The sequence below is a fragment of the Arthrobacter sp. efr-133-TYG-120 genome, from assembly GCF_030209785.1.
In the GTDB taxonomy this organism is placed as follows: domain Bacteria; phylum Actinomycetota; class Actinomycetes; order Actinomycetales; family Micrococcaceae; genus Arthrobacter.
In genome coordinates this window covers 108324-126679 of record NZ_JARVRI010000013.1, presented here as the reverse complement: position 1 = coordinate 126679, position 18356 = coordinate 108324, and the positions used below count along the sequence as shown (strand labels likewise).

Annotated in this window: 19 protein-coding genes; 12 read left to right on the top strand and 7 right to left on the bottom strand. The window is 64.6% G+C overall.

What is annotated here, in order from left to right; translation table 11 throughout:
• Positions 1-11: 11 nt before the first annotated feature.
• A complete protein-coding gene (locus tag QRN51_RS08070; RefSeq protein WP_059387840.1) occupies positions 12-1178 on the bottom strand; it encodes a histidine kinase in 1167 nt (388 codons plus the stop codon).
• Between the two features lie 56 nt (positions 1179-1234).
• Positions 1235-1438, bottom strand: coding sequence for a hypothetical protein (locus tag QRN51_RS08065; protein ID WP_172465497.1), 204 nt, complete (start codon positions 1436-1438; stop codon positions 1235-1237).
• On the opposite strand from QRN51_RS08065, the gene QRN51_RS08060 reads away from it, so the two are divergent.
• Positions 1343-1720, top strand: a complete 378-nt coding sequence (locus QRN51_RS08060; protein ID WP_059387841.1) for a DUF485 domain-containing protein — start codon at positions 1343-1345, stop codon at positions 1718-1720. The two genes, QRN51_RS08065 and QRN51_RS08060, sit on opposite strands and share 96 nt — an antisense overlap.
• A complete protein-coding gene (locus tag QRN51_RS08055; protein WP_284989377.1) occupies positions 1717-3333 on the top strand; it encodes a monocarboxylic acid transporter in 1617 nt (538 codons plus the stop codon). The genes QRN51_RS08060 and QRN51_RS08055 overlap by 4 nt, the downstream gene beginning before the upstream one ends.
• Positions 3334-3475: 142 nt before the next feature.
• Here the strand turns inward: QRN51_RS08055 and QRN51_RS08050 are convergent, their stop codons facing one another.
• The 4 genes from QRN51_RS08050 to QRN51_RS08035 all read right to left on the bottom strand — a co-directional run bounded on the left by QRN51_RS08050 (position 3476) and on the right by QRN51_RS08035 (position 5871).
• Positions 3476-4039 carry a hypothetical protein gene (locus QRN51_RS08050; RefSeq protein ID WP_284989376.1) on the bottom strand — a complete coding sequence of 188 codons (564 nt, stop codon included), beginning with the start codon at positions 4037-4039 and terminating at the stop codon, positions 3476-3478.
• Positions 4040-4068: 29 nt separating this feature from the next.
• Positions 4069-4482 (bottom strand): DUF4383 domain-containing protein, encoded by a 414-nt coding sequence (locus QRN51_RS08045; RefSeq protein WP_059387837.1) that lies wholly within the window; start codon positions 4480-4482, stop codon positions 4069-4071.
• Between the two features lie 127 nt (positions 4483-4609).
• The gene (locus tag QRN51_RS08040; protein ID WP_284989375.1) at positions 4610-5239 is read right to left on the bottom strand and encodes a hypothetical protein; all 630 of its coding nucleotides are present in this window, start codon (positions 5237-5239) and stop codon (positions 4610-4612) included.
• A gap of 146 nt (positions 5240-5385) precedes the next feature.
• Complete coding sequence (locus tag QRN51_RS08035) at positions 5386-5871, bottom strand: Lrp/AsnC family transcriptional regulator (RefSeq protein WP_059387836.1); 486 nt, start codon at positions 5869-5871, stop codon at positions 5386-5388.
• A 195-nt stretch (positions 5872-6066) separates the two neighbouring features.
• On the opposite strand from QRN51_RS08035, the gene pdhA reads away from it, so the two are divergent.
• From pdhA to QRN51_RS08020, 3 genes are read left to right on the top strand one after another with little or no spacing between them, the layout of a single operon-like run.
• On the top strand, positions 6067-7233 hold the full coding sequence (gene pdhA, locus QRN51_RS08030) for a pyruvate dehydrogenase (acetyl-transferring) E1 component subunit alpha (protein WP_442880361.1): 1167 nt from the start codon (positions 6067-6069) through the stop codon (positions 7231-7233).
• The gene (locus tag QRN51_RS08025; RefSeq protein WP_284989374.1) at positions 7233-8243 is read left to right on the top strand and encodes an alpha-ketoacid dehydrogenase subunit beta; all 1011 of its coding nucleotides are present in this window, start codon (positions 7233-7235) and stop codon (positions 8241-8243) included. Before pdhA ends, QRN51_RS08025 begins: the two co-directional genes overlap by 1 nt.
• A complete protein-coding gene (locus tag QRN51_RS08020; RefSeq protein ID WP_284989373.1) occupies positions 8240-9649 on the top strand; it encodes a dihydrolipoamide acetyltransferase family protein in 1410 nt (469 codons plus the stop codon). The genes QRN51_RS08025 and QRN51_RS08020 overlap by 4 nt, the downstream gene beginning before the upstream one ends.
• A gap of 150 nt (positions 9650-9799) precedes the next feature.
• On the opposite strand, the gene QRN51_RS08015 is transcribed toward QRN51_RS08020, so the two are convergent.
• Positions 9800-10429: an SACE_7040 family transcriptional regulator gene (locus tag QRN51_RS08015; protein WP_059387833.1), complete on the bottom strand. Its 630-nt coding sequence runs from the start codon at positions 10427-10429 to the stop codon at positions 9800-9802.
• Positions 10430-10579: 150 nt separating this feature from the next.
• On the opposite strand from QRN51_RS08015, the gene QRN51_RS08010 reads away from it, so the two are divergent.
• Genes QRN51_RS08010 through QRN51_RS07980 form a run of 7 tightly spaced genes read left to right on the top strand, consistent with a single transcriptional unit; the run spans position 10580 to position 18341 of the window.
• A complete protein-coding gene (locus QRN51_RS08010; protein WP_284989372.1) occupies positions 10580-12187 on the top strand; it encodes a carboxyl transferase domain-containing protein in 1608 nt (535 codons plus the stop codon).
• A gap of 4 nt (positions 12188-12191) precedes the next feature.
• Positions 12192-14285, top strand: coding sequence for an acetyl/propionyl/methylcrotonyl-CoA carboxylase subunit alpha (locus QRN51_RS08005; protein ID WP_284989371.1), 2094 nt, complete (start codon positions 12192-12194; stop codon positions 14283-14285).
• 2 nt (positions 14286-14287) lie between these two features.
• On the top strand, positions 14288-15451 hold the full coding sequence (locus QRN51_RS08000) for an acyl-CoA dehydrogenase family protein (protein ID WP_234753077.1): 1164 nt from the start codon (positions 14288-14290) through the stop codon (positions 15449-15451).
• 19 nt (positions 15452-15470) lie between these two features.
• Positions 15471-16238: a CoA transferase subunit A gene (locus tag QRN51_RS07995; protein ID WP_284989370.1), complete on the top strand. Its 768-nt coding sequence runs from the start codon at positions 15471-15473 to the stop codon at positions 16236-16238.
• A 2-nt stretch (positions 16239-16240) separates the two neighbouring features.
• Positions 16241-16993 (top strand): CoA transferase subunit B, encoded by a 753-nt coding sequence (locus QRN51_RS07990; RefSeq protein ID WP_284989369.1) that lies wholly within the window; start codon positions 16241-16243, stop codon positions 16991-16993.
• Positions 16990-17508, top strand: a complete 519-nt coding sequence (locus QRN51_RS07985; RefSeq protein ID WP_059387831.1) for a MaoC family dehydratase — start codon at positions 16990-16992, stop codon at positions 17506-17508. Before QRN51_RS07990 ends, QRN51_RS07985 begins: the two co-directional genes overlap by 4 nt.
• The gene (locus tag QRN51_RS07980) at positions 17505-18341 is read left to right on the top strand and encodes an HpcH/HpaI aldolase/citrate lyase family protein (RefSeq protein ID WP_284989368.1); all 837 of its coding nucleotides are present in this window, start codon (positions 17505-17507) and stop codon (positions 18339-18341) included. The genes QRN51_RS07985 and QRN51_RS07980 overlap by 4 nt, the downstream gene beginning before the upstream one ends.
• The last annotated feature ends 15 nt before the right edge of the window (positions 18342-18356 follow it).

Sequence of the window (18356 nt, the reverse complement as noted above, 5' to 3'; positions counted from 1 at the left end):
ATAGATTAGCCTCAGGCATCATGGCTCGGCTGGGACTTTGGCACGCGGATGGTGATCAAGGTGCCCTCGCCCGGTGCGGTTTCGATGACGAGGCCGTGTTCGTCCCCGTAGACCTGCCGAAGGCGGGCATCGACGTTTCGCAGTCCAACATGGTCGCCGTCGGCGTGTCCCGCCAGGACCGAGCGCAGGTGTTCCGGATCAATGCCCACGCCGTCGTCCTCGATGGTGACCTCCGCGAAAGCGCCGGAGTCGTTGGCGCAGATGGTGATGTGCCCGGGTCCTTCCTTCGCTTCAAGCCCATGGCGCACGGCGTTTTCCACGAGCGGTTGCAGGCTCAGGAAGGGAATCACCGTGCTCAGGACTTCGGGCGCGATCCTGAGGCTCACTTGTACCCGGTCTCCGAAGCGTGCCTTCTCCAACAGCAAGTAGCGGTCGATGCTCCGGAGTTCTTCCGCCAAGGTGGTGAAATCCCCGTGGCGGCGGAAGGAGTACCGAGTGAAATCCGCGAACTCGACCACCAACTCGCGTGCCCTGGCGGGATCGGTGTTGATGAACGACGCAATGGCGTTGAGCGAGTTGTAGATGAAGTGGGGGCTGATTTGTGCGCGCAGGGCCCGGACTTCGGCCTCCATGAGCAAGGTGCGGGAAGCGTCGAGTTCCGCTAACTCCACTTGCACCGCCACCCAGTCGGCCAGCTCGCTTGTCGCCCGGACCAACCCCGCACCGGTTTGCGGCGCGAAGGCGGCGACCGCCCCCACCACGCGGTTTCCGGCCCTGATCGGCGCCACGACGGCGTTCAGCTCGTGCGACGCCGGGACAACCACGGTCCGTCCGTCGGAGAGAACCCCGGAGGCGAGCTCCATCAGGGAGGCTTTGAGTTCTTCCGCCGCGCCATCCCACGCCAGGACTGACTCGGTGTCGGTGATCGCCAGGGCGTCGCAGCCAAGCAGGGAACGCAATTGCTTGCTTGCCTTGGCAGCTCCCGCCGCGTGGAGCCCGGTGCGCAGGTGCTGTCCAGCGCGCGACGCCGCGTGCAGGGTTTGGTAGGTGGCCCTCTCGGCGTCTGTTCCCAGCTCGCGGAAGGAACGGATCACCTTGAGGCCGACCCCGACGACGATCGCCACGGCGAGCACGATGACCGCAATGGCGGCGGCGGTGACGAGCGGGGAATCCGGCATGGAGCAAGACTAGCGAACCCGCCGTTCGGCGCAGCAACGTGTCCGCTGGGCGACGCCTATGCCGGGAAATCTGGAAGTGGGGCCGTTGCCCGGCGGATAGTGATTCCAGTCACATCGGCCAGGAGTGTGTGGTCGATGTAGACGTCCACAACCAGGAGGAAGCCATGGGTAACGAGGCCCAGACACCGGACGCAGCGGCGTCCGTTGATTTCCAGGAAGTCCAGCAAACGGGGCAGTTTCAGGAGCTTCGCAAGCGCCACCGCAGTTTTGTCTTTCCAATGGCCATCGCATTCCTGCTTTGGTACTTCGCCTACGTTCTGCTGGCTGACTACGCGGTGGGCTTCATGTCCACCAAGCTGTGGGGCAACATCAACGTCGGCCTGGTCTTGGGCCTGCTGCAGTTCGTCTCAACTTTCGGAATTACGGGCTGGTACGTTCACTACTCCAACCGGAAGCTGGACCCGATAGCCACGGAAATCCGGAATGAGATCGAGGGCCATGAGTTCGACAAGGGCAGCACCGTGAGGGGGGCGGCGAAATGAGTGCCATGGTCCCGATGGTCAACGTTGCCGCGCTGAAGGACACCACGCTGTTGAACATGGGCATCTTCGCCCTGTTCGTCCTGGTCACCATGGTGATCGTCTTCCGGGCCAGCCGGAACAACAAAACGGCTGCCGACTACTATGCCGCCGGGCGCTCGTTCACCGGTTCGCAGAACGGCACCGCCATCGCCGGCGACTACCTCTCCGCGGCCTCCTTCCTCGGGATCACCGGGGCGATCGCCGTCAACGGCTACGACGGCTTCCTATATTCGATCGGATTCCTCGTCGCATGGCTTGTCGCGTTGCTGCTTGTCGCCGAACTCATGCGCAACACGGGTAAGTTCACCATGGCCGATGTGCTTTCCTTCCGGCTGCGCCAGCGCCCGGTGCGGATCGCCGCGGCCCTCACGACTTTGGTCGTCTGCTTTTTCTACCTGCTGGCGCAGATGGCCGGCGCCGGAAGCCTCATTTCCTTGCTCTTGGGCATCGGCGACTGGGGCGGACAAGCCCTGGTGATCGTCGTCGTCGGCGCCCTCATGATCATGTACGTGCTGATCGGCGGAATGAAGGGCACCACCTGGGTCCAGATCATCAAGGCCGTGCTGCTCATCTGCGGTGCGGCAGTCATGACGCTCTGGGTGCTGTCCATCTACGGCTTCAACCTGTCCAACCTGTTGGGTGCCGCAGCGGATACCGCCAAGAACCCCAACGTGCTGAACCCCGGCCTGCAGTACGGCAAGACCGACACGTCCAAGCTCGATTTCCTGTCCCTTGGGATGGCGCTCGTCCTCGGCACAGCCGCCCTGCCACACGTGCTGATGCGCTTCTACACCGTGCCAACGGCCAAGGAAGCCCGCAAATCGGTGGTGTGGTCCATCTGGCTGATCGGGTTGTTCTACCTGTTCACCTTGGTCCTCGGCTACGGCGCGGCAGCCCTCGTTGGAGCCGACACCATCAAATCGGCCCCGGGCGGGGTGAACTCCGCCGCGCCGCTCCTGGCGTTCCACTTGGGCGGGCCGTTGCTGCTGGGCTTCATCTCGGCCGTCGCGTTCGCCACGATCCTGGCGGTGGTGGCAGGTTTGACCATCACGGCGGCGGCGTCGTTCGCCCACGATATCTATGCGAACGTCATTTCCAAGGGCAAGACCGGCGCCGGAACCGAGGTAAAAGTGGCCCGGCGGACTGTGGTGGTCATCGGGGTCCTTGCGATCATTGGCGGTATTTTCGCCAATGGGCAGAACGTAGCGTTCCTCGTTGCCCTCGCTTTCGCAGTGGCGGCGTCCGCGAATTTGCCGACCATCCTCTACTCCCTGTTCTGGAAGAAATTCACCACCCAGGGCGCCACCTGGAGCATGTACGGCGGACTTGCGGCGGCCATCATCCTGATTGCCTTGTCGCCGGTAGTTTCCGGCGCCAAGACGTCCATGATCCCGGGTGCCAACTTCGCCGTCTTCCCGCTGAGCAACCCGGGAATCGTGTCCATCCCACTCGCCTTCCTGCTCGGCTGGCTCGGAACCATGATGGACAAGCGGCGCGAAGACACGGCAAAGCAGGCCGAGATGGAAGTCCGCTCCCTGACCGGCGTCGGAGCCGAGAAGGCGGTGAACCACTAGGAGTACCCGTCCGACGCTCGCTCACAAACAAGGCCCTTCGGAGTGACGCTCGCTCACAACAAGGCCAAATGGCGGATCCCTCCTGCAGAAAGATCTGCAGGAGGGATCCGCATTTTTCAACCAAAGGTGAGCGGGCATCCGCTTAGTGGTTGTGGCCGCCCGGCAGGGAGTGCTCTCCGTGCGGGACGGCATGCGCTCCGGCTACCGAGGCGGCGAGCCCCGGTGTCGTAATTGCTGCGACCACGACGGCGGCGGCAAAGGCTGCGCCCAAAAGCGCGCCGGCCCGCGGGGGAGCCTGCGCTACTCCGCCGACGTCGTCGCGGAACCTTCGGGCGAGCCAGGCAGAGGATCCCAGAGCCATCAGGACCAGGAACAGAGCTGCCAGATGCCCGCCGTCGAGCACTCTTTGGGCCATACCGGCAACCAGGAATCCGACGTGGACCAGCACGGCCGCGAGGAGGCCCAGGGTTGTTGGTTTACGGAACCGGAGCCGCCCCCGTTGGAGGCTGCCAATCGAGCTGGCGAGAAGCGCCAGGCCCCAGGTCGCGAAGATGCCGCCCGCCCACACAAGTGGTCCCCGGCCCGAAATGTAGCTGGATGCGATGGAAAGCTCCACGAGGCCGGCCCCGATTCCCGCGAAACACGAAAACAGGGTGAGGGATGCCCCGGCGGTGGGTCCTACGGACGTCGCTGCTTGAGCTGACACGGACGGCTCCTTCCGGATTTGCGGGTTTTCTAGACGTGGGCCCTGGCGGTGGTGGCCGGAACCTTGTCCTGCGAGAGGCCGATGCCGAGGAGGACCACAGCGCTGGCCAAGTGCAGGACGTTGTCTGCGCCGTTAAGGGCAATGATGTTCAGCGCGGAGCCCACGAGGAACAGTCCGAGGATGCCGACAAGCAAGTAGACCGCACCGACTGTGGTGTTGATGGTCTTGGACAGCACGGTGCTGTTCATGCCCGCGTAGAGCAGGGCGGCGCCGATAGCGAGGTGGATGATGTTGTGCAGGGGGTTTACCGCAAAGATGATCAGATTGGCACCCTCGGTAGCGAAGAATCCAATTCCCGAGGTGACGAAGAATCCAACGACACCCACGAGCAGGTAGACGGCTCCAAAGATGGTGGCGATCAGGCGGTTGGGCGAAGTGCGCATGGTCCAAACCTTCCGGTATGGCCGGTTTGTATCCGGCCTGTGTTCGAAACCCCGGACGGGGCTCTCAACCAGAGATTCGGACCACCCGGCGCTATGGATGGGTGGGATCGGACGAATTTTTTCGACGTCAACCTTGTGGCTGGAGACGGATGGCGTCCATCTTCAAATCATTGCCTTCGAAGCTGTACCTGAAATTGAGGATTTTGCCTTGGCACTGCAGGGTTCCAGCAAGGTTGGCCGTATTGGTTCCGTTGACCGAACTGACGTTCACCGAGTCATAGTGGGGCTTGCAGCTGTTGTCCAGACCGAGGCCCGCGACGCCGGAAACGAACTCCTCTTTCGTCAAGCTTTGGGTGAGGACAGGGTCCATGTACTGGTCGTAGGCTTGCGAGCTTTGGCCGTTCACGATCAGGCGGGTGAAATCATCAGAGACGGCCATGGCCCTGTTCGTTGCATTTCCCAACAGATTGACCAGCACGACGATCCCCACAATGATCAGCACCAGGACCGCGCCGCCCGCTCCAAGGAGGATCCAGAGGAGCTTTCGCTTCTTCGCTGGCGGCGGGACGGGCATTCCGTACGGGCCGGGGTATTGGCCCGGCGGGCCGTAGAGGTTTGGCTGCGCATAGGGGCCAGGGTATTGGCCGGGTGGACCGTAAGGCGGGGTGCTGCCGTACTGCGGCGCTCCACCGCCCCACGCCGGCGGGAAGGCTTGCGGTTCCTGGTTCGGCTGCGGCGGTACCTGCGGGGTGCTCACGGTGGTTCCCCTTCCCGGCGGCCAGGCCTGCGTCGCCAACCGGACGGAAGCCGCCACCCGGCCCCAAAGCGTCCACCTGCATCAAATCGCACATTCCGGCGCGGAGCAAGGGCATCATCGAGCTTGGCTGGCTCCCTTTAACGCGCTCAGCCGGTGCGGAGCGCCTTCTTGGTATTCCGGTTCAAAAGCGGCTGCACCCGGAAGGGAATCAATTCCCCCATGGACATGGCCGTGTCCGTTCGTTCCACCCCGTCGCACGCAAGGATCTTGCCGTTGATCCGGAACAGATCCTCGGCGTCGAGCGCCACCACCCGCAGCAGCAGGTCTGCAGAACCGGTCAGGCCGTACCCCTCGAGGATTTCCGGGATTTCGGCGAGGTCCAAGGCAAGCTGTCCAAGCTTTTGCTGCTGCACATGCACCGAGATGAACGCCATGAGGGGGTAGCCAAGGGCGGCGGGGTTGATGCGCCGTTCGAAGGAGAGGAACGCATGCTTCTTTTCCAGTAGGGCCATGCGTGCCTGGACCGTATTCCGCGATAGTCCCAGCTTCTGCGCCAAGGCGACAACCGTGCCGCGTGGATCCTTCGCCATGGCCGAAAGCAGGCGTGTGTCGGTGCCATCTAAAGCTTGCATAATGCGCAACGTTAGCACGGTGCGCCTGCCCGAGATAGGGCAAAATGCGCAGAATTTCCAACGGTGGTTGTACCCAATGAGCATTGTGAGTAGGGTCACAATTAATCCAGGCGACGACGCCCGGATGCTGGCCCGCGGGTGGATCACAAGTCCCTCCTAAGGCCTGCGAGCACGAGCTGAAAGGTGCGATCAACTGTGTTGACGGACGAACCCGGCCAGGACGCCTACAAGGCTTCGAATCCCGGAATCAGTGCAGCAAGCCCGCGTCGGACCGGCGGGGATCTGGTCCAACTGATTTCCCCGGAAGGGGAACGCATCAGCCACCCGGAGTTCGATCTCTGGGTCAGCGATGTCACGGACGAGCAACTGTGCTCGCTGTACGAAGACATGGTGGTCATCCGCCGCATCGACGCCGAGGCCACCGCCTTGCAGCGTCAGGGAGAGCTGGCCCTGTGGCCGCCCCTGCTGGGCCAGGAAGCATCGCAGATCGGTTCCGGCCGGGCCCTGCGGGACGACGACTTTGTCTTCCCCAGCTACCGGGACAACGGCGTTGCCTACTGCCGCGGTGTGGAGCCCACGGACTTGGTCCGTGCCTGGCGCGGCAATGCCTCCTCCGGCTGGGACCCGTACCGGCACAACATTGCCACCCAACAGATCATCATCGGCTCGCAATCGCTGCACGCAACCGGCTACGCCATGGGTATCCAGCACGACGGCGCCGACTCGGTAGCGGTCGCACTCTTCGGAGACGGTGCCACGAGCGAGGGCGACGTCAACGAGGCAATGGTCTTCGCGGCAAGCTTCCAGGTACCCGTGGTCTTCATCTGCCAGAACAACCACTGGGCCATCTCCGAACCCGTCCGGATTCAGTCCCACATCCAGATCGCCGACCGTGCTTCGGGCTTCGGAATCCCCAGCATGCGCGTCGACGGGAACGATGTCCTGGCTGTTTTGGCCGTCACCCGTATCGCGCTGGACCGGGCCCGCAAGGGCGGCGGACCGACGTTCATCGAAGCGGTGACCTATCGCATGGGCCCGCACACGACGGCGGATGATCCCACCCGTTACCGCGACGCCAACGAGCTTGAGGACTGGGCGGCCAAGGACCCGATTGCCCGCCTCAAGGCGCTGCTCCGCACCAAGGGCCTCCTGACGGAAGAGGTCGAAGCCAGGACCCAGGCCAAGGCGGACGAGGTGGCAAGGAGCCTGCGGTCAGGCGTCATCAACATGCCGGATCCCGCGCCCCTTGACCTCTTCAACCACGTCTACAGCACGCCCAACTCCTGGATCGAACGCCAGAAGGACCACTACTCCCGCTATCTGGAAAGCTTCAGCGGATCAACCCAGGAAGGTGCACTCTGATGAGCAAGTTGACTTTCGCCCGCGCCATCAACGCCGGCCTGCGCAAGTCCCTCGAAAACGATCCCAAAGTTGTCCTCATGGGTGAGGACATCGGTGCGCTCGGTGGCGTTTTCCGGGTCACCGACGGCCTCCAGAAAGACTTCGGCAAACACCGGGTGGTTGACACCCCCTTGGCCGAATCCGCGATCATCGGCACCGCCGTCGGACTGGCCTACCGCGGCTATCGCCCGGTCTGCGAAATCCAATTCGACGGCTTCATCTACCCGGCATTCGACCAGATCGTCAGCCAGGTAGCCAAGATGCATTACCGTACCCAGGGCCGCGTCAAGATGCCCATCACCATCCGCGTTCCCTTCGGTGGAGGGATCGGGTCACCCGAGCACCACTCGGAGTCCCCGGAGGCGTACTTCACCCACACCTCGGGCCTCCGCGTCATCAGCGTCTCCAACCCGCAGGATGCCTACACCATGATCCAGCAGGCCATCGCCTCGGACGATCCGGTCCTGTACTTCGAGCCCAAGCGCCGCTACCACGACAAGGGCGAAGTGGACGAGACCGCAGATCTCTCCACGGCACTGTCCATGGAGAAGGCAAGGGTGGTTACCGCGGGCAGCGACGTCACTTTGGTGACGTACGGACCGCTCGTGAAGACCGCGAACGACGCCGCCATGGCCGCCACCGACGAAGGGGTCTCGGTGGAGGTTATCGACCTGCGCTCGCTGGCTCCGATCGATTTCCCGGCAGTGGAGGCGTCCGTCCGCAAAACCGGCAGGCTCGTCATCACCCACGAGGCTGCGCAGTCCGGCGGGCTCGGCGCCGAAATCGCCGCCAGCATCACCGAGCGTTGCTTCAACTACCTTGAATCGGCGCCGGTCCGGATCACGGGATTCGACATTCCGTACCCGTATTCAAAGCTCGAGATGCACCACTTGCCGGATCTGGACAGGATCCTTGACGGCGTGGACCGCGCACTCGGCCGCGGCAACTCCCTGAGCGGGCTGGAAGGATGAGCGCCACCATGATCAAGGAATTCAGGCTGCCCGACCTCGGCGAGGGACTCACGGAGTCGGAAATTCTCAGTTGGAAGGTTGCGGTGGGGGACACCGTGACCCTGAACCAGGTCATTGCCGAGGTGGAGACGGCCAAGGCCGTGGTCGAGTTGCCTTCGCCCTTCGCCGGAACCGTGGCCGCCCTGCACGAGCAGGCCGGTTCGGTTGTGGAGGTCGGCAAGCCGATCGTCTCCTTTGAAGTCGACGACGCCGGAGCCTCGCCTTCCGCTGTTGCCGGTTCCGCTGGGGGCCCATCGGTGGAAGGCCCCGCGGAGACCGCGGCGAAGCGCGAGCCGAACCTCGTAGGCTACGGCGCCGTCGTCGAAAAGTCCGGACGGCCGGCCCGCCGCCAGCGGTCCTTTGACGGAAGCACCGGCGAACGCGAGGCCGCCCGGGAAGCCGTTCCCGCCGTCGAGCCCGTTCCAGTGGTTGAACAGCCCGCACCGCTCGCCGTGCCAAGCGGGCCAGCAGCGGAGCAAGAGCGTCCGCGGTCCACGCCTCCGGTCCGCAAACTGGCGAGGGATCTTGGAATCGACCTTGAGCTGGTCCAGGGAACCGGACCGGGAGGCCTGATCATCCGTTCGGATGTCCAGGACTTCGCGGCCGGGTCCCAGCCGCAGCTCATCGCTCCCGAGGCCGCCGCGTCCGCCGTCGGGGTTTCCGCTGAACGCGAGACCCGCACACCTATCAAGGGAGTCCGGAAGTTCACGGCCGCTGCCATGGTGCAAAGTGCGTTCACGGCGCCGCATGTGACCGAGTTCCTGACCGTTGACGTCACGCCCACCATGGAACTGCTGACGCGGCTCAAGGCGAGTCGCGAATTTGCCGGGTACAAGCTCACGCCGTTGACCATCGCGGCCAAGGCGGTGTTGATCGCCTTGCGCAGGAACCCGACGCTGAACTCCCGCTGGGACGAAGGCGCACAGGAGATCGTGCAGTTCAACTACGTGAACCTGGGTATCGCGGCCGCCACTCCGCGGGGTCTGACTGTTCCCAACATCAAAGACGCGGACAAGATGACGCTGCTGGAACTGTCCACGGCGCTGTCCGAGCTGACGGACACGGCACGTTCAGGCAAGACTTCCCCGGCAGATCTGACGGGCGGGACCATTTCGATCACGAACATCGGCGTGTTCGGGATCGACGCCGGAACCCCCATCCTGAACCCGGGCGAGGCTGCCATCGTGGCGCTGGGATCGGTGCGCAAAGCTCCTTGGGTGCACAACGACGAACTCGCGGTGCGCCAGGTGATGTCGTTGAGCCTGTCCTTCGACCATCGACTGGTGGACGGCGAACAGGGCTCGAAGTTCCTGGCCGACCTGGGCGCGATCCTGTCCGACCCAGCAACCGTCATGACCATGATCTAGCGGCTCTCCAGTCCAACTGACTCGCAGTTGTTGTCGTTTTGGAGGCTCAAAACGACAACAACTGCTGGGCCCACGCCGCCAGGGTTCCCTGGCCGAGCTTGCGAGGCAAGGGTGGCGGTGGGGAGTTAGTTGGGCCTTGCTAGCGGAAGGTTAGCGCACCGTCAGGGCGGCGAGTGCCATGCGTTCGAGGATGGGCCGCGCGCTTTTGACCGCCATGCGTCGACCATGGTGCCGGACCGAGTGCGGCGTCGAGTTGATGAGGCCGAAGGCTGCGTGCGCGCGGACCCGGAGCTCGGCAGGATCCGTGTCCGGATGCAGTTCGCCGAGCACCCCCACCCACAGTTCCACATAGTTGCGCTGCAGTGTGCGGACTTCGGCCTGGTCGGCGTCGCTGAGGTTGCTGAAGTCGCGGTCCTGGACCCGGATGACATCGGGATTGCTGAGGGCGAAGTCCACGTGGAACTCCACCAGTCCGCGCAACGCAGCTTCAGCGTCGGCGGCTTCGGACACCACGGTGCGGCCGCCGTCGAGCAGATTCCGGCTCACACTCAACAGCAGCTCGGCGAGCACGGCTTGTTTTCCGGGGAAGTGCCGGTACACCGCAGGTCCGCTGACTCCTGCCGCGGCCCCCAGGTCCTCAAGGGACACGCGGTTGAAACCATCGGCGGCGAACAACCCGGCTGCGGCGGTCAGGAGGGCCTTGCGCCGTGTTTCCTTGGCTTGGCTCCGCTGGGTCGGTGCTGGGCCGTCCTGCTGGGAGCTCCGCTGGAAGGTGACCACAATTCCTCCTTTTGCACGCGTCCACTTCAGCGCCGGTACCGGGCGGGCCCCGTGTCGGGGTGATGGACAACACAGTTAATAGAGACTAACCTAAATTCCAGTTATGCGGTACTAACTGAGATGGCCATTGGCCGGGATGGGACACAGTCGATGGAGACACTCGCCAGCCAGCTGGATACCAGCAGCGATCAGTTCGCGGCCAACGCGGAAGCGCAGCTGTCCCTGGTTTACGAGCTGAAGAAGCGCCTAGCGGTGGCCGCCCTGGGTGGCCCGGAGAAGTCGCGTGAGCGGCACATCTCCCGGGGCAAGCTGTTGCCGCGCGAGCGCATCAACTACTTGCTGGACGAGGGAAGCCCGTTCCTGGAGATCGCCCCGCTGGCGGCCAACGGGATGTACAACGACGACTCCCCGGGTGCCGGAGTGATCGCGGGGATCGGCTTGGTCCATGGCCGCCAGGTGATGGTGGTGTCCAACGACGCCACGGTCAAGGGCGGAACGTATTACCCGATGACGGTGAAGAAGCATCTCCGGGCACAGGAAATCGCGCTGGAGAACAGGCTGCCGTGCGTCTACCTCGTGGACTCCGGGGGAGCGTTCCTGCCCAAGCAGGACGAGGTGTTCCCGGACAAGGAGCACTTTGGCCGGATCTTCTTCAACCAGGCGAGGATGTCAGCGGCGAAGATCCCGCAGATCGCCTCGGTCATGGGGTCCTGCACGGCCGGTGGCGCTTACGTTCCCGCCATGAGCGACGAAACCGTCATTGTCCGCAACCAGGGCACCATTTTCCTGGGCGGCCCGCCGCTGGTGAAGGCCGCCATCGGTGAAATCGTCACCGCGGAGGAACTCGGCGGCGGCGACGTGCACTCGCGGATTTCCGGTGTGACGGACCACCTCGCCGAAAACGACGAGCACGCCCTGCAGATCGTCCGCGACATCGTCTCCACCCTGCCCAAGCCTGAGGCCCCTGCCTGGGACGTGGACACCGCCGTCGAGCCCGTGGTGGACCCGGGCGAGATCTATGGTGCCGTTCCAACGGACGTCAACGCCCAGTACGATGTCCGGGAAGTCATCGCCCGGCTCGTGGACGGCTCGAGGTTCCACGAGTTCAAGAAGAACTACGGCACCACCTTGGTGACGGGGTTCGCGAAGCTGCACGGCCACCCTGTGGGCATCGTGGCGAACAACGGTGTGTTGTTCAGCGAGTCCTCCCTCAAGGGCGCGCACTTCATCGAGTTGTGCGACCAGCGCGGCATCCCCTTGGTTTTCCTGCAGAACCTCTCCGGCTTCATGGTCGGCAAGGACGTCGAGCAGGGCGGCATCGCCAAGAACGGCGCCAAGATGGTCACCGCCGTCGCCACCGCCCGCGTGCCCAAGCTGACGGTGGTGATCGGCGGTTCCTTCGGTGCCGGAAACTACTCGATGTGCGGCCGCGCCTACTCGCCGCGCTTCCTCTGGATGTGGCCGGCGTCCCGGATCTCGGTGATGGGCGGGAACCAGGCCTCCAGCGTGCTCGCCACCGTCAAGCGCGACCAGTACGAGGCCCGCGGCGAGGAATGGTCCGCCGAGGACGAGGAAGCCTTCAAGGCCCCCATCAGGCAGCAATACGAGGACCAAGGCAGCCCCTACTACTCCACCGCCCGGCTCTGGGACGACGGCATCATCGACCCCGCAGACACCCGGCGCGTCCTGGGCATGGCCTTGGATACCGTCTCCCGCCAACCCCTGCCGGAAACCTCCTTCGGCCTCTTCCGGATGTGACCCCATGACCATCAACTCCTTCGAAACCGTCCTTGTCGCCAACCGCGGCGAGATCGCCTGCCGCGTCATCCGCACCCTCAAGGCCATGGGCATCCGTTCCGTTGCGGTCTATTCAGACGCCGACGCCGGGGCCCGCCACGTGCGCGAAGCAGACACGGCCGTCCGGATCGGCACAGCCGCGGCGGCGGACAGCTACCTGCGGATCGACGCCATCATCGAGGCCTGCCTGCAAAGCGGTGCCCAGGCGGTCCACCCGGGGTATGGATTCCTGGCCGAAAACGTTGAGTTTGCCAAGGCCCTGGACGCGGCAGGCATCGCGTTCATCGGCCCCGGCATTGACGCCATCGAGATCATGGGCGACAAGATCCGCTCCAAGAACCACGTCATGTCGTACGGCGTCCCCTGCGTCCCGGGTATCGCCGAACCGGGATTGAGCGACGAGGCGCTCATCGAGGCGGCGCCCGGCGTCGGCTTCCCCCTGCTCATCAAGCCCTCGGCTGGTGGCGGTGGCAAGGGCATGCACATCGTGGAGCGGCTCGAGGATATGGCGGCAACGCTGCTCACGGCCCGACGGGTGGCGGCGAGCGCCTTCGGCGACGACACCCTGTTCCTGGAACGTCTTATCCAGTCGCCCCGGCACATCGAAGTCCAGGTCCTCGCCGACAACCACGGCAACGTGATCCACCTCGGCGAGCGCGAATGTTCCCTGCAGCGCCGCCACCAGAAGGTCATCGAGGAAGCACCGTCCCCCCTGCTGGAGTCCCTCGCGAATGGGGCCGAGGTCCGGGCGCGGATCGGTGAGGCCGCCTGCCAGGCTGCCCGTAGCGTCAGGTACAGCGGTGCCGGTACGGTGGAGTTCCTCGTCTCGGACCAGGATCCGGAGCACTTCTTCTTCATGGAGATGAACACCCGCCTCCAGGTGGAGCACCCTGTCACGGAAATGGTGACAGGCGTCGACCTTGTCGAATGGCAAGTACGCATCGCCGCAGGGGAGGTCCTCACGGTGGCGCAGTCCGACGTCGTGCTTGAGGGCCACGCGGTAGAGGCGCGCGTCTACGCGGAGGTGCCCGAACGAGGGTTCATGCCATCCATCGGCGAGATCGTGATGCTCCGGGAACGGGCAAGCAACGATCCGAACGTCCGCGTCGATTCGGCCATGCTGACGGGCCTGTCCGTCAGCGGGGACTACGACCCCATGCTCGCCAAGGTCATTGCCTGGGGTCCGGACCGCAAAGCGGCGCTGGACACCCTTGACCACGCGCTGGGGGACTACACGCTGCTGGGCGTGCACACGAACGTCGAGTACTTGCGGCTCCTGGTCAACGACGACGACGTCCGCGCCGGCCGCCTCGACACCGGCTTGATCGAGCGCAAACTTGACGGGATGGAATTCCGCCAATTGTCCGACGTCGAGTTGGTTGCCGCCGCGATGCTGAACCGTCAGGTCTTGGCTCCTGCCGGAACGGCAGCACCCTGGAACGCCGCCGACGGCTGGCGCGTCGGCGCGCCCGCACCGTGGAAGACCACAGTCGGACGTCCCGACGGCGGACTGGCCACCGTGGGATTGACAGTGAACGGGCCAGGCTTCACCGCCCGCGTGGACAGCGGCGTCGAGCACTCTGCCGTCATGCGGCCGGGACCCTCGGGACATGCGGTGCTGGTGCTCGACGGCGTCGAGCACCCTTTCGCGCACGGCTCACCATCTTCGGAGCTTGGGACACGCGAACTCTGGCTGGGCAGCGACGGCTGGTCCTGCCGGCTGGAGATCCTGGACCGCGAAGCCCGGCTCCAACGCATCCTCGCGGGCATCCAGCGCGAAGAAGGCGCCGCGGATCCCGAAGTCCGGTCTCCCATGCCGGGAACCGTCGTCTCCGTTTCGGTGCACAACGGCGACCACGTGGAAGCGGGCGACGTCCTCCTCGCAGTAGAGGCCATGAAGATGGAACACCAGCTCGTGGCCTCTGTGTCCGGCACGGTGCACCTCAGCAGCAAGACCGGGGACCTCGTCAAGGCTGACCAAGTCCTCGCCACCATCCACGTGGCGGCGGAGCCCGCCCCAGAAGTCTCAGCAGAAAACCAGAAAGACGAGGAAGTCTAGCCATGGCAAGTTTTGAACTCACCGAGGAATACCAGGACCTGAGCGACTCCGTCCGGGAATTCGCCGACGAGGTAGTGGCCCCTGTGTCCACCAAGCACGACGAGGAACACAGCTTCCCGTACGAGGTAGTCAAGCAGATGGGTGAGATGGGTCTTTTCGGCCTGCCCTTCCCTGAAGAGTTCGGCGGAATGGGCGGGGACTACTTCGCCCTGGCGCTCGCGCTGGAACAGCTGGGCCGGGTGGACCAGTCCGTGGCCATCACCCTCGAGGCGGGTGTCTCGCTCGGCGCCATGCCCGTGTACCGCTTCGGCACCCAGGAGCAGAAGGAACACTGGCTGCCCCAGCTGACCTCGGCCGAAGCGCTCGCAGGCTTCGGTCTGACCGAGCCGGAAGCCGGCTCGGACGCCGGTGGCACCAAGACGAACGCGCACCTCGAGGACGGCCGCTGGGTCATCAACGGCAACAAGGAATTCATCACCAACTCCGGGACCGACATCACCCGGCTCGTCACCGTCACCGCCGTCACCGGGCAGCACGAACGCAAGGACGGGAGCATCAAGAAGGAAATCTCCACCATCCTGGTTCCCACCGACACACCCGGTTTCACCGCCGAAAAGGCCTACAACAAGGTGGGCTGGAACGCCTCCGACACCCACCCGCTGACACTGAACAACGTGCGGGTTCCCGAAGAGAACCTGCTCGGTGTCCGGGGACGGGGCTACGCCAACTTCCTGTCCATCCTGGACGAAGGCCGCATCGCCATCGCCGCGCTTGCCACCGGAGCGGCCCAGGGCTGCGTCGACTTGTCCGTGAAATACGCCAAGGAACGCGTGGCCTTCGGACAGAACATCGGCAAGTACCAGGCCATCCAGTTCAAGATCGCCCGCATGCAGGCACGGGCCCACACAGCCCGCCTGGCCTACTACGATGCGGCCGCGAGGATGCTGGCCGGCAAGCCGTTCAAGACCGAAGCGGCCATCGCTAAGATGGTCGCAGGCGAGGCAGCCATGGACAACGCACGGGACGCCACCCAGGTGTTCGGTGGCTATGGCTTCATCAACGAATTCACGGTGGCACGGCACTACCGCGACTCCAAGATCCTGGAAGTCGGGGAAGGCACCACCGAGGTCCAGTTGATGCTCATCGCCCGCGAGCTGGGCCTTTAACCGTCAGGGAAGGTAAACGATGATCGACAAAGTTGTTGCCAGCGCCGCGGAAGCGGTGAAGGACATCCACGACGGTGCCTCTCTCGCCGTCGGCGGGTTCGGCCTGTGCGGTATCCCGGTGGCGCTGATCGATGCGCTCCACCATCAAGGCACCAAGGACCTTGAAACAGTCAGCAACAACTGCGGCGTGGACGACTGGGGCCTGGGCATCCTGCTGAAGGACGGACGGATCCGCCGGACCATCAGTTCCTATGTTGGTGAGAACAAGGAGTTCGCGCGGCAGTACCTCGCCGGTGAACTCGAGGTGGTCCTCACCCCGCAAGGTACCCTCGCCGAGAAACTGCGCGCCGGCGGGGCCGGAATCCCCGCGTTCTTCACGGCGGCCGGCGTCGGGACGCAGGTTTCGGAAGGCGGTCTGCCGCAAAAGTACGACGCCGACGGCAACGTGGCGATCGCATCCTCACCTAAGGAAGTGCGCACCTTCAACGGGGCGGACTATGTCCTGGAGGAATCCCTGACACCCGATTTCGGACTGGTCCACGCCTGGAAGGGGGACCGTCACGGGAACCTCGTCTTCCACGCGACGGCTATGAACTTCAATCCACTGTGTGCCATGGCGGCCCGGATCACCATCGCCGAGGTCGAAGAGCTTGTGGAACCCGGCGAACTCGATCCGCAACATATCCACACCCCGGGCATCTTCGTCCAGCGGGTCGTGGTTGCACCGGACACGGAGAAACGCATCGAAAAGCGGACCGTCGCGTTGACCCGGCAGGCAGGAGCGTAGCCATGGAATCGAACATCACCCAGGATGTGCCGCCGCGTCCCGAAGCGGTCAGGCACGAGTACCGCCGCGCCGGCGCCGAGCACCACGAGGGCAAGGGCTGGACGCGGAACGAACTCGCCGCCCGCGTAGCCCGCGAACTCACCAACGGGCAATACGTCAACCTCGGGATCGGCATGCCCACCCTGATCCCCAACTACATCCCCGAGGGCGTCGAGGTGATCCTCCATTCCGAGAACGGGATACTGGGCGTCGGCCCCTACCCGGCCGAGGACGCGGTGGACCCGGACCTGATCAACGCCGGCAAGGAAACGGTCACAGTCAACGCGGGCGCCGCGTTCTTTGACTCGGCTACCTCGTTCGGCATGATCCGCGGGGGCCATGTGGATGTCGCCGTGCTGGGGGCCATGGAGGTCGCGGCCAACGGGGACCTGGCCAATTGGATGATCCCCGGCAAAATGGTCAAGGGCATGGGCGGCGCCATGGACCTGGTCTTCGGCGCCAAGCGGGTGATCGTGATGATGGAGCACGTGGACCGCAACGGCAAGCCCAAGATCGTCAAGGAATGCTCGTTGCCCGTCACGGGGAAAGGCTGCGTGGACCGGATCATCACCGACCTCGCCGTGATCGACGTCGTCTCCGAGGGCGGGGCCTCGAGGCTCGTGCTGCGCGAGCTGGCACCGAATGTCTCGGCCGAGGACGTGGCGGCAGCGACCGGCGTCGAGCTCTTCGAAGAGGACCAGGAGCTGACTGTATGACGGCGGACGCTGAACCCCGCGTGGTCGAGCAGCGGGGGATGTACTTCGACGAACTCGAGGAAGGCGTTGTGTACGCCCACCGGCCCGGGCGGACCGTCACCGAAACGGACAACGTCCTGTTCACCACGTTGACCATGAACACCCAGGCCCTCCACCTGGACGCGGCGTGGAGCGCCAAACAGCCCTTCGGGCAGAGGCTCATGAACTCGATGTTCACGCTGTCCACCATGGTGGGACAGTCCGTCACCCAGCTGACCCAGGGCACCATCATTGCCCAACTGGGCCTCACGGACGTCTCCTTCCCGCACCCCCTCTACCACGGCGACACCCTCTACACGGAGACGGTCATCATCGGGAAACGGGAGTCGTCGTCGCGTCCCGGGCAAGGCGTGGTGACCATGAAACATACCGGCCGCAACCAGGACGGCACTGTGGTGGCGCTGGCGACGCGGGCCTGCCTCATGTGGAGCCGGACAGCGCATCTGGAGGCGCAACAGGGGACAATCAATACATGACCTTCACCATGGGCCCCGCTTTGCTTTTCTGCCCCGCCGACCGGCCGGAACGGTTCCAAAAGGCCGCTGAGCGTTCCGACGCCGTCATCGTGGACCTCGAGGATGCTGTCGCGCCCGCAGACAAGAAGCGGGCCCGGGGCGCGATCCTCGCCCAGCTCGGCTCAGGCGGCGAGACCGCCGAACTCGACCCCAGCCGCACGATTGTGCGCGTCAATCCGGTGGGCACCCCGGACTTCGAGAAGGATCTGCACTGCCTGGCGCATACTCCTTACCGCACCATCATGCTGGCCAAGGCCGAGACCGCCGAACAGTTGAAAGCACTCGACGGATACCACGTCATCGCCCTGTGCGAGACGGCCAAGGGAATCGTCAACGCGGCTGAGATCGCCCAGGCTCCCAACGTCGTCGGGCTCATGTGGGGCGCCGAGGATTTGATCGCCTCGATGGGCGGCACCTCCAGCCGCAAGGACGATGGCGGCTACCGAGCCGTCGCAACGCACTCCCGGTCCACCGTGCTGCTGGCGGCCAAAGCCGCAGGCAAGGAGGCCATCGACTCGGTCTACGTCGACATTCCCGATCTTGCGGGGCTGGCCGTGGAATCCGCCGACGCCGTGGCCAGCGGATTCGGTGCCAAGGCCTGCATCCACCCGAACCAGGTAGCCGTTGTCCGCGAAGCCTATGCACCGTCGCCCGAAGCCGTCGCAGTGGCGCGGGAACTGCTTGACGCTGCGGCTGCGGCCGGAACCGGTGTGTTCCAGCACAAGGGCAAAATGGTGGACGGTCCCATCCTGAAACACGCCGAATCCACGCTGCGCAGGGCCCGGCTTTCCTGATGGGTCGCCCCGGGT